16 protein-coding genes and 1 pseudogene are annotated in these 20059 nt (G+C 39.7%); 5 read left to right on the top strand and 12 right to left on the bottom strand.

All coding sequences use genetic code 11. The features are described 5' to 3' along the window. Positions 1–27 precede the first annotated feature (27 nt). Genes HMPREF0023_RS05945 through HMPREF0023_RS05955 form a run of 3 tightly spaced genes read left to right on the top strand, consistent with a single transcriptional unit; the run spans position 28 to position 1018 of the window. Positions 28–378, top strand: coding sequence for a hypothetical protein (locus tag HMPREF0023_RS05945; protein WP_017394826.1), 351 nt, complete (start codon positions 28–30; stop codon positions 376–378). Positions 379–387: 9 nt separating this feature from the next. Then, the gene (locus HMPREF0023_RS05950) at positions 388–672 is read left to right on the top strand and encodes a DsrH/TusB family sulfur metabolism protein (protein ID WP_008941476.1); all 285 of its coding nucleotides are present in this window, start codon (positions 388–390) and stop codon (positions 670–672) included. Positions 673–706: 34 nt separating this feature from the next. Next, positions 707–1018, top strand: a complete 312-nt coding sequence (locus HMPREF0023_RS05955) for a TusE/DsrC/DsvC family sulfur relay protein (RefSeq protein WP_004638950.1) — start codon at positions 707–709, stop codon at positions 1016–1018. Between the two features lie 5 nt (positions 1019–1023). Here the strand turns inward: HMPREF0023_RS05955 and HMPREF0023_RS05960 are convergent, their stop codons facing one another. Further along, the gene (locus tag HMPREF0023_RS05960) at positions 1024–1887 is read right to left on the bottom strand and encodes a DMT family transporter (protein ID WP_008941477.1); all 864 of its coding nucleotides are present in this window, start codon (positions 1885–1887) and stop codon (positions 1024–1026) included. Positions 1888–2010: 123 nt separating this feature from the next. On the opposite strand from HMPREF0023_RS05960, the gene HMPREF0023_RS05965 reads away from it, so the two are divergent. Beyond that, entirely contained in the window at positions 2011–3408 is a 1398-nt protein-coding gene (locus HMPREF0023_RS05965) for a PLP-dependent aminotransferase family protein (RefSeq protein ID WP_017394827.1), read from the top strand. A 1-nt stretch (position 3409) separates the two neighbouring features. Here HMPREF0023_RS05965 and HMPREF0023_RS05970 read toward each other — a convergent pair whose 3' ends face one another. The 7 genes and pseudogenes from HMPREF0023_RS05970 to HMPREF0023_RS06000 all read right to left on the bottom strand — a co-directional run bounded on the left by HMPREF0023_RS05970 (position 3410) and on the right by HMPREF0023_RS06000 (position 10609). Then, positions 3410–3892, bottom strand: a complete 483-nt coding sequence (locus HMPREF0023_RS05970) for a winged helix-turn-helix transcriptional regulator (protein WP_005080915.1) — start codon at positions 3890–3892, stop codon at positions 3410–3412. A gap of 158 nt (positions 3893–4050) precedes the next feature. Further along, positions 4051–5285: pseudogene (locus HMPREF0023_RS05975) on the bottom strand (molybdopterin molybdotransferase MoeA). Then, positions 5285–6208 carry a bifunctional molybdenum cofactor biosynthesis protein MoaC/MoaB gene (moaCB, locus tag HMPREF0023_RS05980; protein ID WP_008941481.1) on the bottom strand — a complete coding sequence of 308 codons (924 nt, stop codon included), beginning with the start codon at positions 6206–6208 and terminating at the stop codon, positions 5285–5287. Before moaCB ends, HMPREF0023_RS05975 begins: the two are co-directional and overlap by 1 nt. A 17-nt stretch (positions 6209–6225) precedes the next feature. Continuing rightward, positions 6226–6738 (bottom strand): molybdenum cofactor biosynthesis protein MoaE, encoded by a 513-nt coding sequence (locus HMPREF0023_RS05985; protein WP_008941482.1) that lies wholly within the window; start codon positions 6736–6738, stop codon positions 6226–6228. A 1-nt stretch (position 6739) separates the two neighbouring features. Then, the gene (locus tag HMPREF0023_RS05990) at positions 6740–6991 is read right to left on the bottom strand and encodes a MoaD/ThiS family protein (RefSeq protein WP_005090684.1); all 252 of its coding nucleotides are present in this window, start codon (positions 6989–6991) and stop codon (positions 6740–6742) included. 25 nt (positions 6992–7016) lie between these two features. Next, complete coding sequence (moaA, locus tag HMPREF0023_RS05995) at positions 7017–8048, bottom strand: GTP 3',8-cyclase MoaA (protein ID WP_008941484.1); 1032 nt, start codon at positions 8046–8048, stop codon at positions 7017–7019. Between the two features lie 266 nt (positions 8049–8314). After that, positions 8315–10609 (bottom strand): molybdopterin oxidoreductase, encoded by a 2295-nt coding sequence (locus HMPREF0023_RS06000; RefSeq protein WP_008941485.1) that lies wholly within the window; start codon positions 10607–10609, stop codon positions 8315–8317. 407 nt (positions 10610–11016) lie between these two features. Between HMPREF0023_RS06000 and dsdA the strand changes: the two genes are divergently transcribed. After that, positions 11017–12348, top strand: coding sequence for a D-serine ammonia-lyase (gene dsdA / locus HMPREF0023_RS06005; RefSeq protein ID WP_008941486.1), 1332 nt, complete (start codon positions 11017–11019; stop codon positions 12346–12348). A 39-nt stretch (positions 12349–12387) separates the two neighbouring features. Here the strand turns inward: dsdA and mobA are convergent, their stop codons facing one another. From mobA to nirB, 4 genes are all read right to left on the bottom strand, one after another. Further along, positions 12388–13017 carry a molybdenum cofactor guanylyltransferase gene (gene mobA, locus HMPREF0023_RS06010; protein ID WP_008941487.1) on the bottom strand — a complete coding sequence of 210 codons (630 nt, stop codon included), beginning with the start codon at positions 13015–13017 and terminating at the stop codon, positions 12388–12390. Continuing rightward, a complete protein-coding gene (locus HMPREF0023_RS06015) occupies positions 13014–15794 on the bottom strand; it encodes a nitrate reductase (protein ID WP_008941488.1) in 2781 nt (926 codons plus the stop codon). Before HMPREF0023_RS06015 ends, mobA begins: the two co-directional genes overlap by 4 nt. Before the next feature lie 86 nt (positions 15795–15880). Then, the gene (nirD, locus tag HMPREF0023_RS06020; RefSeq protein WP_008941489.1) at positions 15881–17500 is read right to left on the bottom strand and encodes a nitrite reductase small subunit NirD; all 1620 of its coding nucleotides are present in this window, start codon (positions 17498–17500) and stop codon (positions 15881–15883) included. A gap of 11 nt (positions 17501–17511) precedes the next feature. Then, positions 17512–20058, bottom strand: a complete 2547-nt coding sequence (gene nirB, locus HMPREF0023_RS06025; protein ID WP_017396744.1) for a nitrite reductase large subunit NirB — start codon at positions 20056–20058, stop codon at positions 17512–17514. Position 20059: the final 1 nt, after the last annotated feature.

Below are 20059 nucleotides of genomic sequence, written 5' to 3' on the forward strand. Positions count from 1 at the left end.
GAGTGTTGCTTTTAAAAGGTATATTGTGTGAAATCTGTACTCGTCATCCTAACGCAGCCCAACTTAACCAGTTTGCAAATTAACGAAAGTTTATCTGCAACTATGGTTTTAGCAACCTTTGGGATTTCTGTCAAAGTATTATTAAAAGATGCTGCACTCAGCTTACTCAATGATCAGCTTACTTTTGATTCTATTCAACACGCCTTTAAAATTGCCTCAAATATGGTGGAAAGTTTCGAGTTTTATGATTTAACCCCCTTGCTCATCGAAACAAAAAATCAACAACTCGATATTGTTCAAAACTCAGAACAAGAGATTGAGTTTATTGAACTCACTCCCGAGCTCATCCAATCATTTGATCACGTACTGTATTGGTAAGGAGCCATAATGAAAGAAGCTACACTTTTTTTGATTCAAGCCCCTTATCTTCATATTGAAAAAATATGGAGTGATTTAACACAAATGGCTCAGGCAAATGATCATATCGTTGTGATGAGCGATGCTGTATTGGGTATCAATCACATGATCATTGAGACGTATCCTAATTTATATTGTTTAGAAAGTGACTCTGCTTTATTGAGTGATGACTTAAAAACACGTGTAAAGTGCATTGATTACGCTCAATTTGCTCAGCTTGCATTACAGTTTAAACGCTGTATTAGCTTGAAATAACATCTTTCAATTTGAAATACTCTTAGGCTATTTTATGCAATTAGATTTAGATCAAGATGGTCATTTAGTTGATTACACGATTTGGAATCATGATGTAGCGCAAGTATTAGCGCAATCTCTAGATTTAGAATTAACTGAATGGCATTTCGAAGTGCTTCAAGCTGTTCGTCAATTTTATCAACAGTTCGGACATTCACCTGCAACTCGACCACTAATCAAGTTTTTAATGAAAACTGTCAGTCCAGAAATTAATAATGCTGTTTTACAACAAAGATTCAATACAGGTTTAGTCGCTCGTCATCTAAGCCGTTTGGCTGGCGTTCCTAAACCTGCAAATTGTTTATAATTTTCTTAAGCAAATTTTTTAGCACAAGTAACACAGGCAATCACAGCAACCGTAACTACAAACATCGTTATACTGACATGTTCATGTAATAAAACAGCTGCGATTGCCAATCCGAATAGCGGTTGCAATAACTGTAACTGCCCCACTGCAGCAATCCCTCCTTGAGCTAAGCCTTTATACCAAAAGAAAAAACCAATCAACATACTAAATATTGAGACATAAATTAGACCTAACTTTGCTGACCATGAAATATCAGCAAAACTGTTTGGCATATATAACCATGAGATCCATAGCATTACAGGTAGAGTTAAAAGTAGTGCCCAACAGATTACTTGCCAGCCACCTAAATGCTTTGAAAGCCTTCCCCCTTCAGCATAGCCAAAGCCACAAAGTAAAATCGCTAGCAACATGTAAAAGTCACCATAATGAAATAGCCAACTCTTGGTTTGAACTAACATATAGCCAAAGACTAAAGCGGCCCCCAAAATTGCAAAAAACCAAAATTTTTGGCTCGTTTTTTCGCCACCCCTCACCACACCAAAAATAGCGGTCGCTAATGGCAATAACCCAATGAAAACAATGCTATGTGCTGCACTCACATATTGCAAAGCGAGTGCTGTAAAAAGTGGAAAGCCGACAACGACACCGATCGCAACATAAAACAATGGTAGCCAATCTACTCGTTTTGGTAACTTCTGCTGCAACAACACCAATAACAGCACTGCAAAAAGACCAGCAATAGCAGCCCTTGCAGCAGTTAAGAAAGTAGGACTAAATTCAAGTACAGCAACACGTGTGGCTGGCAAAGAGCCAGCAAAAATCATGACACCAACAAGTCCATTTACCCATCCATTATTGAAATATTTCATTTAAACTCTCCACATCTATATGAAGAATTTAAACTGTGTTATGGTTAGTTCACCATACACAATACAGTACAATTCCAAATAACTGTACTGTATATATTAACAATACAGTTTAAGATGATCGCAATGAAAACCACAAAAATAGATTTTGTTATACAACATATCCATGAACAAATTAAAACTCGTTCACTCACCCCAGGTTCACGGCTATCTTCGGTTCGCGGCTTAGCCAAGCAACTCAATTTATCTGTCTCTACGATCGTAGAAGCCTATGAGCGCCTTGCATCACAAGGTTTAATCGAGTCTAAGACAGGTTCTGGTTTTTTTGTATCTGGACCAATTCCGCCTCTATCTATCTCTCAAATTCATCCCAAAATTGATCGGAACATAGACCCTTTATGGATTTCAAGACAGTCTTTAGAAGCCAAGCCAGATATGCTTAAGCCCGGCTGTGGTTGGTTACCTGATGACTGGATGCCACATGAAAACATCCGTAAAGCAATTCGTAAAATTTCTAAAGTTGAATCAAAAATTTTAACTGATTATTCATCACCACTTGGTTCTCCTGCCTTACGTGAGCTATTAGCGCGTAAAATTCTAGGTAAAGGAATCGAAGCAACACCTAACCAAATCTTATTAACAGACTCTGGTACACAAGCTATTGATTTAATTTGTCGATATTTTTTAAAGCCAAATGATGTCGTGCTGGTAGATGATCCTTGTTATTTTAATTTTCATGCGTTACTCAAGGTTCACCAAATTCGAATTATTGGCATTCCTTATACACCTACGGGTCCAGATTTAAATGCTTTTTCACAAGCAATCACACAACATAATCCACGGTTATATATAACCAATTCTGGTATTCATAACCCTACAGGTGCAAGACTAACAGCATCAACAGCCTATCAATTATTGCAATTGGCTGAACAATCCAACCTGATTGTAATCGAAGATGATATTTTTGCAGATTTAGAATTAGATCCAGCACCTAGGCTGGCAGCACTAGATGGCCTTTCAAAGGTGATTCATATTGGTAGTTTTTCTAAAACGTTGTCAGGTTCTGTACGTACGGGCTATATCGCAACAAAATCTCAATGGATAGAAGATCTCACAGATATAAAAATTGCGACTGGTTTTGGTGGTAGCCATCTATCCGCTGAAATCTTATACGCTGCTTTAACCGACGGAACTTACCGCAAACATTTAGATGAATTAAAAACACGTTTAGCAAAATCAATGGACTTTACGATTAAACAATTAGAAAAGTTGAAGATTAGACCTTGGATAAAGCCTCAAGCAGGTATTTTCTTATGGTGTGAATTAGCTAAGAATTTAGATACTGCACGTATTGCCCAAACGTGTCTCGAAAATAATGTCATTTTAGCGCCGGGAAATGCGTTTAGCCAAAGTCAAAATTATAAAAACTTTATCCGCTTCAATGTCGCTCAATGTTCCGACCAAAAAGTTTTTGAAGTTCTATCTCACGCGATTCAACAGGAAATAGAACTACAAAAAAACTAAATCATGCACTTTTTTGTTTTTGTTCAATATAAGCAAAATAGCCAGGACCAGCACTTGCACGTACTTCTTTTGCCTTGATCGGTTCATTACATTCTGAACAAACCATTTTAGGGGTCATTTTATTTCCGCAGGTTTTATGTGTAAATTCAATGGGTTTACCTAAACCCATATCCATCCACTTATCTGCCCATTGGGTCATTGAAAGAATAATAGGATATAAATCCAACCCCTTCTCGGTTAATTTATACTCAAAGCGCTCCTGTCGTTCTACGTATGGAACTTTGACAAGAATATCATGCTCAACCAAACGCTTTAGCCGTTCGGAAAGAACATGTCTGGTTAAACCCAGACTACGTTGGAAATCATCAAAACGACGGACGCCCATAAAAGCATTACGCAAAATAAGCATCGTCCAACGATCTCCAAGAATCGAAAGTGTTCTAGCCACAGAACATGGCTGGTCACCAATTTCTTCCCATTTCATTATTATCACCCAATCTTTTTAAACAGATATCGCAGCGATACCTTGAACCGTTATGCTTACAAAATAAGCAAGATATAGTATATACACTAAATCACCTTTCACATCAGTGCAATATCGGAACTTGGTAAAACTCAGGATAATTTTAATTTATTCAAAATTTAATTTTGAATAAATAGACCTGACAACTGTTGACCTGCTTCTAGTTGAATATTGGATGGAACGCGCACCAGACAATTCGCTTGCATCAAGTTACTGAGCATATGAGATTGTTGTTTGGCCAAACTTTGAAGTTTAAGCTGCCCATTTTCAAAATAAGCATGCATTCTCAAGAAACGCTCTCGTGCATCAGGTTTTAGTGCATGGGTTAGCGTTGCACTAAACCACTGTAAGGTTTGTGTTTGGCTTTGCAGGGCATCAAGCAACGCTTTTCCATAAATCTGCATAGCAACATAAACAGCCGCAGGATTTCCCGGCAACCCTAATAAATAACAATGATGAAGACCATCAGCTTGTGTATATTCAGCAAAAAAAGTGGTTTACCCGGTTTTTGCTTCACTTTCCAAAAAACCTGTTGAAATCCTGTCTCAAAAGCACAAGGACGAACAAAGTCATAATCACCAACAGAAACACCTCCTGTCGTAATGATTACATCATATTTTTGTTTAAGTTGCTCAAAACATGCACTGACTTGCTCTGCAGTATCGGCAATATGTATGATTTCAACATCCTGCCCATAATCTTTGAACCAAGCCTTTAGAAGTGGGCCATTCGCATCAAAAACTTTGCCACTTTGCAAATCCTCAGGCGTTTTAGCAACCTCATCCCCCGTAATCACCACAGCGACTTTTGGCTTGCAGAAGACGTCTAAACTTTGTACTCCTGCCATACTCAAAGCAGCGAGTGTACCAATATTGATTTTTTGTCCAACATCTGCCAATTGTTGTCCTTGTTGGACTTCCTCACCCGTAAATCGAATATCGGCATGTGGTTTAATATGTTCACTTAAACGAATTTGATCAGCGCTTTCAAGGATCACGATTTCTTGGCGAGCGACATGGGTCGTTCCCTCAGGTATTTTCCCACCTGTGAAAATCCGAATCGCGTGGTTTTGCTGCAAAGGTAACTCGGAAACAGTACCTGCTTTGATTTCCCCATTCAGCTTGAAGCTAGCATTTTGAAGATCATCAAGCGAGCAGTTGATTGCATAACCATCAACTGCACTTTGAGAAAAGCTCGGTAAGTTAACCTCAGAATACACCGCCTTTGCCAGATACCGATTTAAACTATCTCCTAAAGCCAGCGTCTCTGCTGTTAGAGTTTTAGGTTGGGTTTGAATCAAAGCTAATGCTTCATCAATACTGATTAAACCTTTTTCAGCGCCGCATCCAGACATTATTCATAGCCTCCCGGATGAGGCAGATCACGGCATACATCAAAGATATGTACCAAAGCAGGCAGTATTGCAGCCATTGATTCAGTTGCACCACCACGGCTACCCGGCAAAGTCACAACCAATGAACGATCAATAAACCCTGCCACACCACGAGACATCGCTGCATAAGGTGTACGTCTTTGACCAAATGCTCGAGAAGCTTCCATTAAACCATCTAATTTACGTTCTAATAGCGGCTCCAACGTATCGACAGTAATGTCACGCTTCCCGATTCCTGTACCACCAACAGTCATAATGCACGCATAAGATTTGGTTAACTCTAACACTAGATCCTTTAACTGATCAGATTCATCAGGCAGAATTTGATAATGAATTGGATCAAAACCAGCTTCTGTCAAAGTATCAACAACTGACTTTCCTGCCGTATCAGGTTTTCGACCAGCTGCCACAGTATCTGAGAGAACAATCACTGCAGCAGAAACAGGTTGACGTAAGGTACGTTTAAAATGAGACTTACCGCCCTTTTTCTTGAGCAATTTACATTGATCTAAACATAGCTCATCTGGTTCACAATGTGGCTTTAACATATCGTAAATCGTTAAGCCTGCTAAACTTGCAGCAGTTAAAGCTTCCATTTCAACGCCAGTTGGTCCAATCGTCTCAACCGTCGTTAAAATCACAACATGATCATCGTGTAAATCATATTCCACATCTGCACGATAGATCGGTAATGGATGGCAAAGTGGAATCAGCTCATCGGTACGTTTTGCTGCCAAAATACCTGCTATCCGTGCAGTTTTTAAAGCATCACCTTTTTCTGTGTTTCCATCTCGAAGTAACTGAATACAATGTGGTGGTGCATGTAAAATCGCTTGTGCCTCTGCAACACGATAACTTTCAGGTTTCATCCCAACATTTTTCATCTTAACTTCCTAAAACCTTATTCGTGTGTACGCTCATGTGCGCAATGTTGATGGTCATGTTCATGTCTATGTTTTTCTGGGGCAGTCGTATCTGGGCTGTCTTTGCGAATACAACACCCTTCAACATATTGGCTCGTTCCATCCATAAAAAACTCTTCTTTCCAGATCGGGACTTCGTGCTTGACACGCTCTACGGCTTCTTCACACGCCTGAAATGCCTCACGGCGATGTGCAGCATAAGCAATCGCGATAATCGCCGTATCACTCACATCTAAATAGCCAATACGATGCATCACGCGCACATAAGAAACCTGATATTTATCTTTGATTTCCTGTTCGATTTCACGAATCATTTTTTCAGCGACAGGCGTATAAGACGTGTATTTAAGTGCTTTTACTGCTTTACCTTCATGATGGTTACGTACTGTCCCAATGAAAATATCGATGCCACCACATTCTGGAAAATCTTGGATTGGATCAAAACTGTCTAAGCTTAAAACCTGATCTTGGACTCTAGCAAACTCACGCATTTTATCCTCCCGCAACTGGTGATAACAGCACCAAAGTACATGATGAATCTAAGGTCGTTTGACGAGTCACAATATCCTCACCAATCGCACAGGCACATTTTTCCATCGCATTACTTGATTCTGGATAAAGGGTCACAATCTGTTGCAATACATCTTTGACCGATTGGTGATGAGCAAACTCAAAACTAAGTGCTTTTGGCAAAAGTCTTTCTATCGCTCCAAAAGCTTCAATTTTCACTTCAATGGTTTGCATTTCTTCTCCACACCATTTTATTAAATTAACCACCCAACATGTGCATACTGATTTTACGCACTTGTTGATGTTGAATTGCATGATAGCCTTGAGCTTTTTGCCAGATATAAGGTTTCACCTGCATATCTAGTTGATCAAAATCAGATAATTGTTGTGTTTTTTGCGCTCGGAGTATCTTTAATAAGTACGGTTTGATATTCAAACCTTGTTGGGCAAATAGACAATTATAGAGTTCACCTTGTGCAGTTAAACGAATTCGATCGCATTCCCCACAAAAAGAGTGAGTAATCGTAGAAATGATACCAATGCGATAATTTCCATCCAATTGGTATTGTCTGGCTGGCTCATGTTGCTGCGGAATTAGCTGAATTTCATAATGTGCTTTAAGCTGTTCCAAAATTTCTGCTTCGCTCACCACTGCCTGTTGTGACCAGTGCTGATCACCATCCAATGGCATAAATTCAATAAATCGTAGTGGAATGTCTTGCTGTTTAGCCCATTTGACCATCGGTACAATTTGATCATCATTTTGACCTTTCATTAACACACAGTTTATTTTAAATGGCAGTTGGGCTTGCTTAGCTGCTTCTATACCTGCCAAAACAGGTGCTAACTCTTTTTTAGTCAGCGACTTAAATTGGGTTGGATCTAAGCTATCAAGACTGATATTTAAATCATCTAATCCCGCATTTTTCAATTGTTGTGCATATTTGGTGAGATAGTGTGCATTGGTGGTAATCGAGATACGTTTTAGCCCTTCTGCACGTAAAGCCTGTAACTCAGCAATAAAATGAACCACACCCTGACGCATGAGTGGTTCACCACCCGTAATACGGATGTTTTCAATTCCTTGACTGACCATGTATTGGCAAAATAAAAATAATGCTTCAAAGCTCAATAAATCTTGCTTTTTCATCCATTCAGGATGCTCGGGCATACAATACACACATTTAAAATTGCAACGATCCGTCACCGAAATACGTAACTTACGCTTAATACGAGCATACTGATCTTGCAAGATCGGTAAATTCGTTTCAGGTATTTCATACTTCATCATATGCACTCATATTGTGAATTTTCCCATCATGTTCAGCACAAGTTGTGTGCTTATCTATTTTCTTGAACATATGAGAATTTTACCTAAGCAATTATTATTCCAATTCCTAAAACTGATTCAACTATATGCTCTATCTTTCGTTGAATGAACTTATCATTTTAATCCTAGAACAAAATCTGATGATTTATAGGAGATTATCGTTAAACGAGATTGCACTATTTCAAAACACATATCAATTTAAACGCAATAAAATAGTGCAAATCAACTCAATCCATCCACCATGCCGCAGGTTTCTCTAGTCGTACAGGCACATATTTATGATATGGGGTTTTCGACAAAGGATCGCAATGCTTTAACGAAGTTAATCGGTTTAATTCAGGTCCAATCGCCTGACCTCCGCTATAACGTAAACCATAACCATGCGGCAGCGAAACGACCCCTTTTCGCATTCCCTCATCAATCTCGACAACCACTGTGATCCGACCATGTTCTGAAATACACTGTAATGAGTGACCTGTATCTACGCCAAAATGAATTGCATCTTCAGGATTCATTCTCAGTCGACCTTCTGCATCAACCTTACGCCATGCTGGATCACGGTAGATTTGGTTTGCATTATAGCTACGGCGTTCACCCGCCAATAAGATAAATGGAAACTGTTCACTTGTGCCTTGAGTTTGTTGATTCAGTTGTGCTAATTCAATCAACATTTCAGGGATTGCTAAATGAATCTTTTTATCTTTATAAGCAACCAAATCCCAGACATCATCATAGTTGTGTTTAGAGAGAATAACGCCAGAACGTTTTTGCAATATCGCTTGGAATAAGTTTACGCCTAATGTTAAACGATTCCCTTTATAACCCGCTTGTTTGACAGCTTTATAATGTTGAACAGAATACTGCATACACAAAGGCAATAATAAAGCCGTTGATGCTGCATCATTGGGTAATGTCTGCCCAAGTGTTCGATAAACAATAGATGCCGCAAATGGGACTAACTTTTTATTTCTCACAAAACTAGCAGCAAGTGCAGCAAAATAACCTAGATAAGCTGTCTTCGGAGAATCCTTTTGCGCAATCTTATTCAGTAGAGGAAACTGTTTTGGAATAGCACCCATTGCTTCAAGTAGGCGAGTATAGATTTCCGATTCAGGCAGCGTATTGCCTTGAGCTTTAAAAAGCGGATGACGTAAATGGAAACCATTTTGTGGGAATTCCAAATTAAAGCCGGTAAATTCCCACTTTTCAAATTGACTATGCGCTGGCAATACATAATGGGCTAATCGCGCTGTTTCTGTCATCGCAACATCAACCACAACTAGCAATTCCAATGACTGGAATGCTTGTTCATAAGCTGCGGTATCTGGATAGGTGAGCAATGGATTGCAACTATCTACAAAGACTGCACGTACTCGCTTCTCGCCTGCTTTTAGAATTTCGTCAGGTAAAATATTTGGTGGAAAGAAACCTGATATTGGGAACATCTTATGATGAACCGTACGACGATATTTAGGATTACGCTCATCAGTATTGGTCAAGATCGGAATAAACATGGTGTGTAAGTTATTCGTTCCCTGTTTACCAAAATGTCCTGCAAGCAAATAAAGTAGTTTTTCCAAATATCCGTTTAAGGTGGTGTTTAAAGTATGCTGAATACCTAAATCAATCCGAACACAACCACGCTTAGCTTTGGCAAAATCCCGTACAATTTGATAAATCAGCTCTACAGAGACATCTGCCTTCTCAATATATTCTTCAATTGGTATTGTAGAAAATGCCTGTTTAACTCGCTCAAACCCATGCGTATGTTTTTGAATAAATGCTTGATCATACAAATCTTCGCGCAACATGATCGCAATCATTGCAGACATCAAATAGGAATCTGTACCTGGTTTTAATTGCACATGGATATCAGCTTGCTTAGCCGTTTCAGTAACACGCGGATCAAAAACCACCATTGTTCGGTTTGGATCTTTCTTGATATGTTTTAAAGTATCACGAGCATTTGGAATACCATGTGCTTGAAACGGATTGGTTCCAATAAATAAAACATAATCCGCATGTTCCACATCTTCGGTGGTATGACATGCTTGACTACCAAACAAACGTCCATTTACCCAGAAATCACCAGTTTTTTCTTGAGCAAGTGAGTTATAGGCATAAAAGCTTTTCATTGCATACAATAGTTGGCGACCATAAGCCGCTCCTAGATGATTGCCTTGCCCACCACCACCAACCGATGCAAATGCTGTTCCGCCATGTGCATCACGAATTTTAACCAATTGATCTGCAATTTCTTGGATCGCTTGATCCCAAGAAATTTCTTGAAATGAACCATCAGCTTGTCGCTTCAAGGGATGAGTTAAACGATCTGCATGTTGTTGATAATGCTGTAAACGTGCTGCTTTTTGACAAATGTAACCTTGTGAAAACGGATGCTGATCATCACCTTTAATTTTCTTAAATTGATTGTTTTCAACTTCAACACTTAAACCACAGTTTCTCGAACATAAAATACAAGCAGTCACATCCTGTCTTGCTATCGTAGTCGACATTGGCATTTTATTCTCCCTATGATTTGCAATCTCATCCGCTAAAGGTCTTTTGGATTTTTAAAAGTAAACAAGGTTCAACCTACAAATGATGAAAAAGCACAACAAGCACTTATTTCGATTATTTTTCTGACTTTTTACTTATCCAAACATGATGTTCAATCTTAACAAATCATTTGGACAATGGCTTAAAATCAATCAAGTTCCAAAATAGAACTTATTTAAGTAAAGATCAAGTACAACGATCCGAAATTAAATTAAGATTTGGTTCAACAGAGTTCTTATAAATGAATAAGGTTGTTGATATAAAAATATAATTTTTATTGATCTAATCACTGTAATACATGAATATCTAAAAAGAATGAAATTTCTTCAATTTTTTCTCTCCATAATAGAAAGATCTTATGAGCAGTCTAATGAATTCAAACCAAATTGAAACCCTTGTTGCACAACATCCGATTGTCGATGATCTTATTCAACTTAAAGAAACAATTTGGTTGAATCCCCAAACCACCTCTTTAGCACAAGGTTTGCCCTTTGTAGGACTGACTCAACAAGATATTGATGATGCTCGTGATCGTTTAGCTCGCTTCGCTCCTTATCTGATGTCCGTATTTCCTGAAACTGAGATAAGTAAAGGAATGATTGAGTCTGAACTGGTTTCTATTCCAAAGATGCAGAAAACGCTTGAAGCTCATTTCAAACAAAATATCACTGGGAAATTATGGTTAAAAAAAGACAGTCATTTGCCAATATCAGGATCGATCAAAGCACGTGGCGGTATTTACGAGGTGCTCTATCGGGCTGAAAAACTTGCCATTCAAGCAGATTTATTAACAGTTGAAGATGATTATTCAAAATTAGACAGTCCTGAATTTAGAGATTTTTTTAGTCAATACAGTATTGCCGTTGGCTCTACAGGTAATTTAGGACTTTCGATTGGTATCATGAGTGCCAAACTTGGCTTCGATGTCACTGTGCATATGTCGGCAGATGCACGTCAGTGGAAAAAAGATAAATTAAGGTCACATGGTGTTACCGTTATTGAATACGCCCAAGATTATGGTGTTGCAGTTGAAGAAGGTCGTAAAGCAGCATTAAAAAATCCAAATTGCTTTTTTATTGATGACGAAAATTCAAAAACTTTATTTTTAGGATATGCCGTTGCAGGTGAACGCTTAAAAACACAATTAGAATCTCAAAATATTACGGTTGATCAAGAGCATCCTTTATTTGTTTATTTGCCATGTGGCGTTGGTGGTGGCCCAGGCGGTGTCGCATTTGGTTTAAAAATGGCTTTGGGTGATCACGTACATTGTATATTTGCTGAACCAACTCACTCACCTTGCATGCTGCTAGGTGTAGCAACAGGCTTGCATGATCAAATCTCAGTACAAGACCTAGGCATTGATAACATTACCGCAGCAGATGGCTTAGCAGTAGGACGTGCATCTGGATTTGTGGGTCGAGCGATGCAGAGACTACTCGATGCTTTCTACACACTGGATGATCAAAGCATGTATAAATTATTGGGGCTACTCAATCAATCAGAAGATTTACAATTGGAACCATCTGCCTTGGCTGGAATGCTAGGCCCAATCTTAATCACCCAAAACCAAGCATATGCTGCTATGCACCATCTGACTGAACGACAAATGAATAATGCCAATCATATTGTTTGGGCGACTGGTGGTGGTATGGTTCCTGTGGAAGAAATGGAAATTTATCTGCAAAAATCCAAAATATAAACACTTATTTAAAATAATCACATGAAAGCTTTTCACTGATCAGTCTGTAGTAAACATCTGTTTAAAAGCTTTCATTTGCTTGTATTGTTGCAGCTCATCCAAAGAGTTGATGCTATGACAAAATAGACTTTGCTTTTGAAAGATAACGTGTTGAGCGTGTAGTTGCCTAAAAGTTTCTCTTAAACTTAATTTATTTGCAGCGAGCTGGTTTTCTAATATCGATAAACTCGCTCTTTTTAACAAGCAAAATGGATACAACGCATCGCCATTGATATTTACATACGCCACGGATGCTTGCGGATTTTTCTCTAAAGCACGATGCAGCTTTGCAAGCACTTGATTTGGGATATAAGTCACATCACAAGGAATAAATAATGCATATTCTGCTTGTACACGCGACCATGCACTTTTCATTCCCATCAACGGCCCTAAAAACCCTTGTTGATCATCAGAAAAACATTCAACAGTCGGCTCTATGCTTTTATAGATCGAGCTATCACGATGACTATTGACCCATATCTGCTGAACTTCCGCTTTAAAGCGCTGACAAATTTTTGACAATTGAATCTGATCATCAAACTGTTGCAATAGTTTGTTCATCCCATTCATTCGTCGTGCCTGTCCTCCCGCCAAGATCACGAGATCTGTAGCGGGAAAATCTGTATTCATGCTTCCGCCTCCAACTGGCAGGTTTTAATCAAACCTCTGATTTCAGGTAAACAAGAACCACAATTACCACCCGCTTTTAGACAAGCTGTCACTTGTTTTTCATGAGTAATATTCTGCGTTTTAATTGCTTCAATGATCTTATTTTTACCTACTTTAAAGCAGCTACAAACCAATGGTCCATCATTATTTGCGGCTGACATCGGCATACCAGCAAGCAGTGCTTTACGATGTAATGCACTTAAACGCTCACGTTTGAATAAACTCGCAACCCAATCACGGTCAGGCAACATATCCGATGGCGCAATATAAAGACTGGCAATCAAAATCCCATCTTTCAGAATGATGCTATGACTCATTTGTGCTGAAACATCTTCAATACTCAACCATTCATAGGTTTCATCTACAAAAGGCAAGAAACTTTTTAAATTCTTCTGAGTCTGATCAAAGTTGTGACGATCTGCAATTTCAAAACGAACTGCTTTGGCTATTTTAACTTTTGCCCACCATGCACATGTTTGCAATGAGGTTTTGATTTGTTGTTCAAACCCATCTCGGACATACAAAACACCTTGCCATGTCGTATGGAACGGCTGAATTGCAACAGGCGTATGTTTAAACTCAGGTTCACCTGATATTGCATCTACAACTGGATTAACTACTTTTCCGACACGGGCATCAGAGGCAACTTGCTCCGTCCAATGAATCGGTGCAAAAATTTGACCACGGCGAACACCTTGAGCCAAAGTGACACGCAGAACACAACTGCCCCATTGTGACTTCACTTCAACCAATGCTTTATCACGAATACCAAATTTTAAAGCATCATTCGGGTGAATTTCACAAAATGGTTCAGCTCGGTGAGTAGTCAGATTTGCTGACAAACCTGTTCGCGTCATGGTGTGCCATTGATCACGAATACGACCTGTATTCAACACCAATGGATAATCTTCAGAAACTGCATGAACTGGATCAATTGCCACTGTCGGGATCAGTTTTGCTTTTTTGCTTTTATGGCTAAACAAACCTTGATCAAATAACTGCTCAACCGCAGTACTTTGACCTTTTTCCCAAACAGGCCATTGGATCGGACGTAAATGATCATATTCATCCAAAGACAAATTCATTAGTCCTTTTAGGTTGAAATAACGAAAGTTTTCAACTTGATCACGTTGATCCAAACTTGCATTTTGATGCGCAGATAAGGCTGCGTGCTCATTAAAGATGTCACATGCATTGTTAAAATCAAAACCAGAAAAACCTAATTTTTTCGCAACTTCAGCAACGGCCCACCAGTCTGCTTTTGCTTGCTTTGGAGCAGGTAAAAAAGCTCTTTGACGTGAAATACGGCGCTCTGAGTTGGTCACAGTTCCATCTTTTTCACCCCAACCTAACGCAGGAAGCAACACATCCGCATAAGCTGTGGTATCTGTATCAGCACAAATATCTGAAACCACGACAAACTCACATTTGTTCAATGCGCGTTTTACTTGATCCGCATCAGGTAAACTCACCACAGGATTGGTTGCCATAATCCATATGGCTTTAATTTTCCCAGACTCTACAGCTTGGAATAAGTCAACTGCTTTGAGTCCCGCTTGATTGGCAATCACAGGACTGTTCCAAAAGTTTTGTACAAGTGTTTGGTGTGATGGATTATCGATGTCCATATGTGCTGCCAACATATTGGCTAAACCACCCACTTCACGGCCACCCATGGCATTCGGTTGACCTGTCATTGAGAATGGCGCAGCACCTAACTTACCAATTTTCCCTGTCAAAAGATGGCAATTGATAATGCTATTGGCTTTATTCACCCCTTGAGAAGATTGATTCACACCCATTGAAAATAAGCTCACAACTTTTTCAGTGGTGGCAAATTTTTCGAAGAAGAATTTTAGCTTTTCTGCTGAAATTCCCGTACGTTTCACGACTGAGTCAAAATCAGCTTCAGTCTGACTAGATTCTAGTAAAGTGTCTAAACCTTCGGTATGTGTATCGACAAAATGTTGATCAATAAAGTTATTCTTATATAAATACTGTAATAAACCATTGAACAATGCGACATCTTGTCCAGGTAAAATTGGAAGGTGCAAATCTGCTTGTTCACATGTACTGGTAAAACGGGGATCAACCACAACCACGAATAAATCTGGATTTTTACTTTTCGCCTGCATGATGCGTTGGTACAGTACAGGATGACACCATGCAGTATTAGAACCCACCAACACCACCATATCGGTAAATTCAAAATCTTCATAACTCGCTGGCACGATATCCTCACCAAAAGCACGCTTATGCGCTGCAACTGCAGAAGACATACACAGACGTGAATTGGTATCAATATTGGCTGTACCCAGATAGCCTTTCACAAACTTATTGACGACATAATAATCTTCAGTCAATAGCTGCCCTGATACATAAAATGCCACACTATCATGACCGTGTTGATCGATACACGCTTGGAATTGATCTGCGATTTTTTCTATGGCTGCATCCCATGTCGTTACCTTACGATGGTTCTTACGACCAAACATCGGATGCAAAACGCGAGTCTCTAATCCTAGAGTATCCGCCAAATTACTGCCTTTAATACAAAGGCGTCCAAAATTAGATGGATGTTCCAAATCACCAGCAACCTGAACCTTTGTTCCTTGTGCTTTATGATTTACCGTGACATCAACACCACATCCAACCCCACAATAGGGACACGTTGTTTTTGTAATGATTGTTTCTGCTTGATCGGAGCGACTGTGTTCTAAATTTTGAATACTGTTCATGACTGCCCCTTCACCTATTTCATCTATGCCTGAATTTCACGTTCTGTTTGGGTTTAGGCACCGAGGAACCTAAACCCCAAAGATGATTAACCTGCTTTCTTCATTGCAAAATCCTTACCAAATAACAATTTATTTCTAAATGTTGAAATTGGTGTTTGATCTGCAATCAATTCCGCATACCACATGCCATCTTCAGTATCACCGAACAGTACCGCACCGATGACTTTATCTTTCTGAATAATGATACGCTTGTAAATTTGTCGTTTTTCATCATTCAAAATAATGTCTTCATAATCTTCTTTCGGTTCAAAATTTCCAGCCGAGAATACATCGACGCCACTAACTTTCAGCTGAGTCGGAACAGTTGGTGATTTGAAAGTTAAACTACCGTGTTCTGCCAAATGCGTCGCACAGATAAATGCTTGCCCCCACAGTGGTTCGACCAGACCAAAAGTCTGATTACGATGCTCAATACACTCGCCCACCGCATAGATACTTGGGTCAAATGTTTGCATGGTATCATTGACCAAAATACCACGATTACAACGTAAACCAGCACTTTGAGCCAAGGCAATATTCGGACGAATACCGACTGCAAATACGACAAGATCAGCATCCAACACCGTGCCATCTTTCAGGCGAACTTGGCTCACATGACCATCTTGACCAATTAAGGCTTCAGTATTTGCCTCAGTGATAATATTAATACCTTTTTCTTCGATGCTTTGACGCAACATGCGACTCGCACGACCATCAAGCTGACGCTCCATGATACGATCCATCAGATGAAGAACCGTAACATTCATACCGCGTTGTACAAGACCATATGCAGCTTCTAAGCCAAGCAAACCACCACCAATCACTACAGCATTTTTCTTACTTTCAGCGTATTGAATCATAGTGTTGACATCGAAAATATCACGGAAGCTGATCACACCTTTCAAATCCACGCCTTGCACAGGTGGGATAAATGGCGATGAACCTGTTGCAATGATCAAACGATCGTAATCGACACTTTCGCCTTTTTGTGTATGCACTACTTTACGAGTACGATCGATTTTTATAGCAGGATCATCCGCTATAAACTTGATGCCCTTATCGCTATACCATGCATGTGGGTGCAACATGATGTCATCAATGGTTTTCTCACCAGAAAGTACGGGTGAAAGCATGATACGGTTATAGTTACCCCAAGGCTCTTCACCAATCACCGTTACATCATAACGATCAGGTGCCATGTCGAGTAAATCCTCTAGACAGCGCATTCCTGCCAAACCATTACCGATCAGAACGAGCTTCAATTTTTCTTGAGAAACACCATTATTGGTAATATAAGTTTTTTGTGGAACAGTACCTACCCAAACTCGACCATTTTCAATTTTGGTTGGAAAAACAGAAAGCTTTTGATCTTTATCTTCTAGGCATCGACCTGTTGCTAGACTGAAGTGTTGTTTGTAAATCGGTGAGGCAATAACACGCTCACCTTGTAAATCACCAATAATACCGCGCGCCATTACATTTGCTTGGCTAAACGGATCTTTATTACTTAATGCATAAATACGTTTTTCGTTCCCTACACGGAATAAAGCAACGGATTGACCCGCAATAAGCGCACCTACACCTGTATTTGGCGTGATGTCATCAAGATGACACACATCAATCCATTGATTTTCTGGAAGCATATTCATGTCTTTTAGATTTGTCATTTTGATTCTCCTTATGCTTCTACCATCGGGATACGATCAACTGAACGTTCAGCTTCATTTAATGGACGGATCTGATCACGCACTTCGGTAAATTGAATATATGGATCAGCTTGCTCTTCAGCGCTTGCATTAATGTAAGTTTGGAAGCGTTTACGAATCTCAGGATTCTCTACCGCAGTACGCCATTCGTCTTGATACGTTCCAATGACATGTGCCATGCGATTTTCAAGTTCTTCTGCAAGACCAAGCGAATCATCAACAATCACAGCTTTGAGATAATCTAAACCACCTTCCATGTTGTCACGCCATACACTCGTACGTTGTAAACGATCGGCGGTTTGGATATAGAACATAAAGAAGCGGTCGATATAACGAATCAAAGTTTCAGTATCTAGATCAGACGCTAAAAGCTCTGCATGACGTGGTTTCATTCCACCATTACCACACACATACAAGTTCCAGCCTTTTTCTGTCGCAATGACACCGACATCTTTACCTTGTGCTTCAGCACACTCACGCGTACAACCTGACACAGCCATTTTTAGTTTGTGCGGTGAGCGTAAGCCTTTGTAGCGGTTTTCTAATTCAATCGCTAAACCAACAGAATCATCTACGCCATAACGGCACCAAGTGCTACCTACACATGATTTCACTGTACGTAATGATTTACCGTAAGCATGACCTGACTCGAAGCCTGCTGCATTCAACTCTTCCCAAATCAATGGTAACTCGTGCAGTTGAGCACCAAATAAGTCAACACGTTGACCACCTGTAATTTTGGTATACAGGTTATATTTTTTAGCAATTTGACCGACAGCAATCAAACCATCTGGAGTAACTTCACCACCTGCCATACGCGGTACAACTGAGTATGAACCATCCTTTTGGATATTTCCTAAGTAGTAGTCATTACTGTCTTGTAGACCTGCGTGCGTTGGCTCCAATACAAAGTCATTCCAGCACGATGCCAAAATGTTTGCTGTCATTGGTTTACAGATATCACAACCTAAACCATGACCATGTTGTTGAATCAAATCATCAAATGTTTTGATTTCATTGACACGCACCAAGTGATAGATCTCTTGACGTGAGTACGGGAAGTGCTCACAAACATGGTTATTAACCGTTACACCTTGACGTTGTAACTCAGACTTTAAAACTTGAGTAACTAATGGCGCACAACCACCACATGCTGTTGCTGCTTTAGTACATTTCTTTAAAGCACCTAAAGAGGTAGAACCATCACAAATGGCTTGGCAAATATCTGCTTTCGATACGTTGTTACATGAACAAATCGTTGCGCTGTCTGGAAGTAAATCAACACCACTGCCACCCGCCTTCGCACCCGAATCAGTAAATCCAGGCATGATCAGACTTTCAGGTGTTTCTGGCAATGCGATACCATTCAACATCATTTGTAGAAGATCGTTATATTCTTTTGCATCACCAACCAGTACTGCACCCAGTAATTTGGTTTTGTCTGCATCGACAACGATTTTCTTATAAACCAATGCATCTTCATCAGCATAGAAATAGCTAAGCGAATTCGGTGTCATGCCATGAGCATCACCAACCGATGCCACATCTACACCCATCAATTTCAACTTAGTGCTCATATCAGCACCAGCGAAACAATGTGTTTCTTCAGCTAAGATATGCTTGGCTGCAATACGCGCCATGTCATAGCCCGGCGCAACGAGACCATAAATTTTATTGTCCCAAAGTGCACATTCGCCAATTGCGTAAATGTTTTCATCAGAGGTTTGGCAGTAATCATTGATCTTGATACCACCACGCTCACCAAGCACTAAACCACTTGAACGTGCTAATTCATCACGCGGACGAATCCCCGCAGAGAATAAAATAATGTCTGTTTCAAGTTCGCTACCATCGGCAAACTTCATTACGTGTGTAGCGTCATTCCCTGCTTCGATACATTGTGTCGCTTTTTGAGTATGAACTTTTACACCTAAGTTTTCGATTTTACGGCGTAATACTTTTCCGCCTAAATCATCGATCTGTACCGCCATTAACCGTGGAGCAAACTCAACCACATGGGTTTCTAGATTTAAATCACGTAAAGCCTTAGCCGCTTCCAACCCAAGCAAACCACCACCAATAACCACACCTGTTTTCGCATTTAGACTTGCTGCACGGATTGCATCTAAATCTTCAATCGTACGATATACAAAGCAATTTTCACGATCGTTACCCGAAATTGGTGGAACAAATGCGTATGAACCAGTTGCCAACACCAATTTATCATAATGAATCACATCACCATGATTGGTTGTGATGGTTTGTTCAGTTGTATCAATGGCAGTCGCTTTGGTATTTAAACGAAGATCAATTCCATGTGCATCGGCGAAATCGAAACGTGCAAGTGACAAGTCTTTTGCCGATTTACCAGAAAAATATTCTGTCAAATGTACACGGTCATATGCAATGCGAGGTTCTTCAGCAAGAATTGTAATTTCTAATTCATCATCTGCTTTCTCTAAGATGGCTTCGATGAATTTATGCCCCACCATACCGTGACCAATCATCACTAATTTCATT

It is taken from the genome of Acinetobacter sp. ATCC 27244 (assembly GCF_000156555.1).
In the GTDB taxonomy this organism is placed as follows: Bacteria; Pseudomonadota; Gammaproteobacteria; order Pseudomonadales; family Moraxellaceae; genus Acinetobacter; species Acinetobacter haemolyticus.

Bases quoted from the DNA above. Each gene is read 5' to 3' on its own strand.
- HMPREF0023_RS05950 (WP_008941476.1), top strand. From the start codon at position 388: ATGAAAGAAGCTACACTTTTTTTGATTCAAGCCCCTTATCTTCATATT.
- HMPREF0023_RS05955 (WP_004638950.1), top strand. From the start codon at position 707: ATGCAATTAGATTTAGATCAAGATGGTCATTTAGTTGATTACACGATT.
- HMPREF0023_RS05960 (WP_008941477.1), bottom strand. From the start codon at position 1,887: ATGAAATATTTCAATAATGGATGGGTAAATGGACTTGTTGGTGTCATG.
- HMPREF0023_RS05965 (WP_017394827.1), top strand. From the start codon at position 2,011: ATGAAAACCACAAAAATAGATTTTGTTATACAACATATCCATGAACAA.
- HMPREF0023_RS05970 (WP_005080915.1), bottom strand. From the start codon at position 3,892: ATGAAATGGGAAGAAATTGGTGACCAGCCATGTTCTGTGGCTAGAACA.
- moaCB (WP_008941481.1), bottom strand. From the start codon at position 6,208: ATGAAAAATGTTGGGATGAAACCTGAAAGTTATCGTGTTGCAGAGGCA.
- HMPREF0023_RS05985 (WP_008941482.1), bottom strand. From the start codon at position 6,738: ATGCGTGAGTTTGCTAGAGTCCAAGATCAGGTTTTAAGCTTAGACAGT.
- HMPREF0023_RS05990 (WP_005090684.1), bottom strand. From the start codon at position 6,991: ATGCAAACCATTGAAGTGAAAATTGAAGCTTTTGGAGCGATAGAAAGA.
- moaA (WP_008941484.1), bottom strand. From the start codon at position 8,048: ATGATGAAGTATGAAATACCTGAAACGAATTTACCGATCTTGCAAGAT.
- HMPREF0023_RS06000 (WP_008941485.1), bottom strand. From the start codon at position 10,609: ATGCCAATGTCGACTACGATAGCAAGACAGGATGTGACTGCTTGTATT.
- dsdA (WP_008941486.1), top strand. From the start codon at position 11,017: ATGAATTCAAACCAAATTGAAACCCTTGTTGCACAACATCCGATTGTC.
- mobA (WP_008941487.1), bottom strand. From the start codon at position 13,017: ATGAATACAGATTTTCCCGCTACAGATCTCGTGATCTTGGCGGGAGGA.
- HMPREF0023_RS06015 (WP_008941488.1), bottom strand. From the start codon at position 15,794: ATGAACAGTATTCAAAATTTAGAACACAGTCGCTCCGATCAAGCAGAA.
- nirD (WP_008941489.1), bottom strand. From the start codon at position 17,500: ATGACAAATCTAAAAGACATGAATATGCTTCCAGAAAATCAATGGATT.
- nirB (WP_017396744.1), bottom strand. From the start codon at position 20,058: ATGAAATTAGTGATGATTGGTCACGGTATGGTGGGGCATAAATTCATC.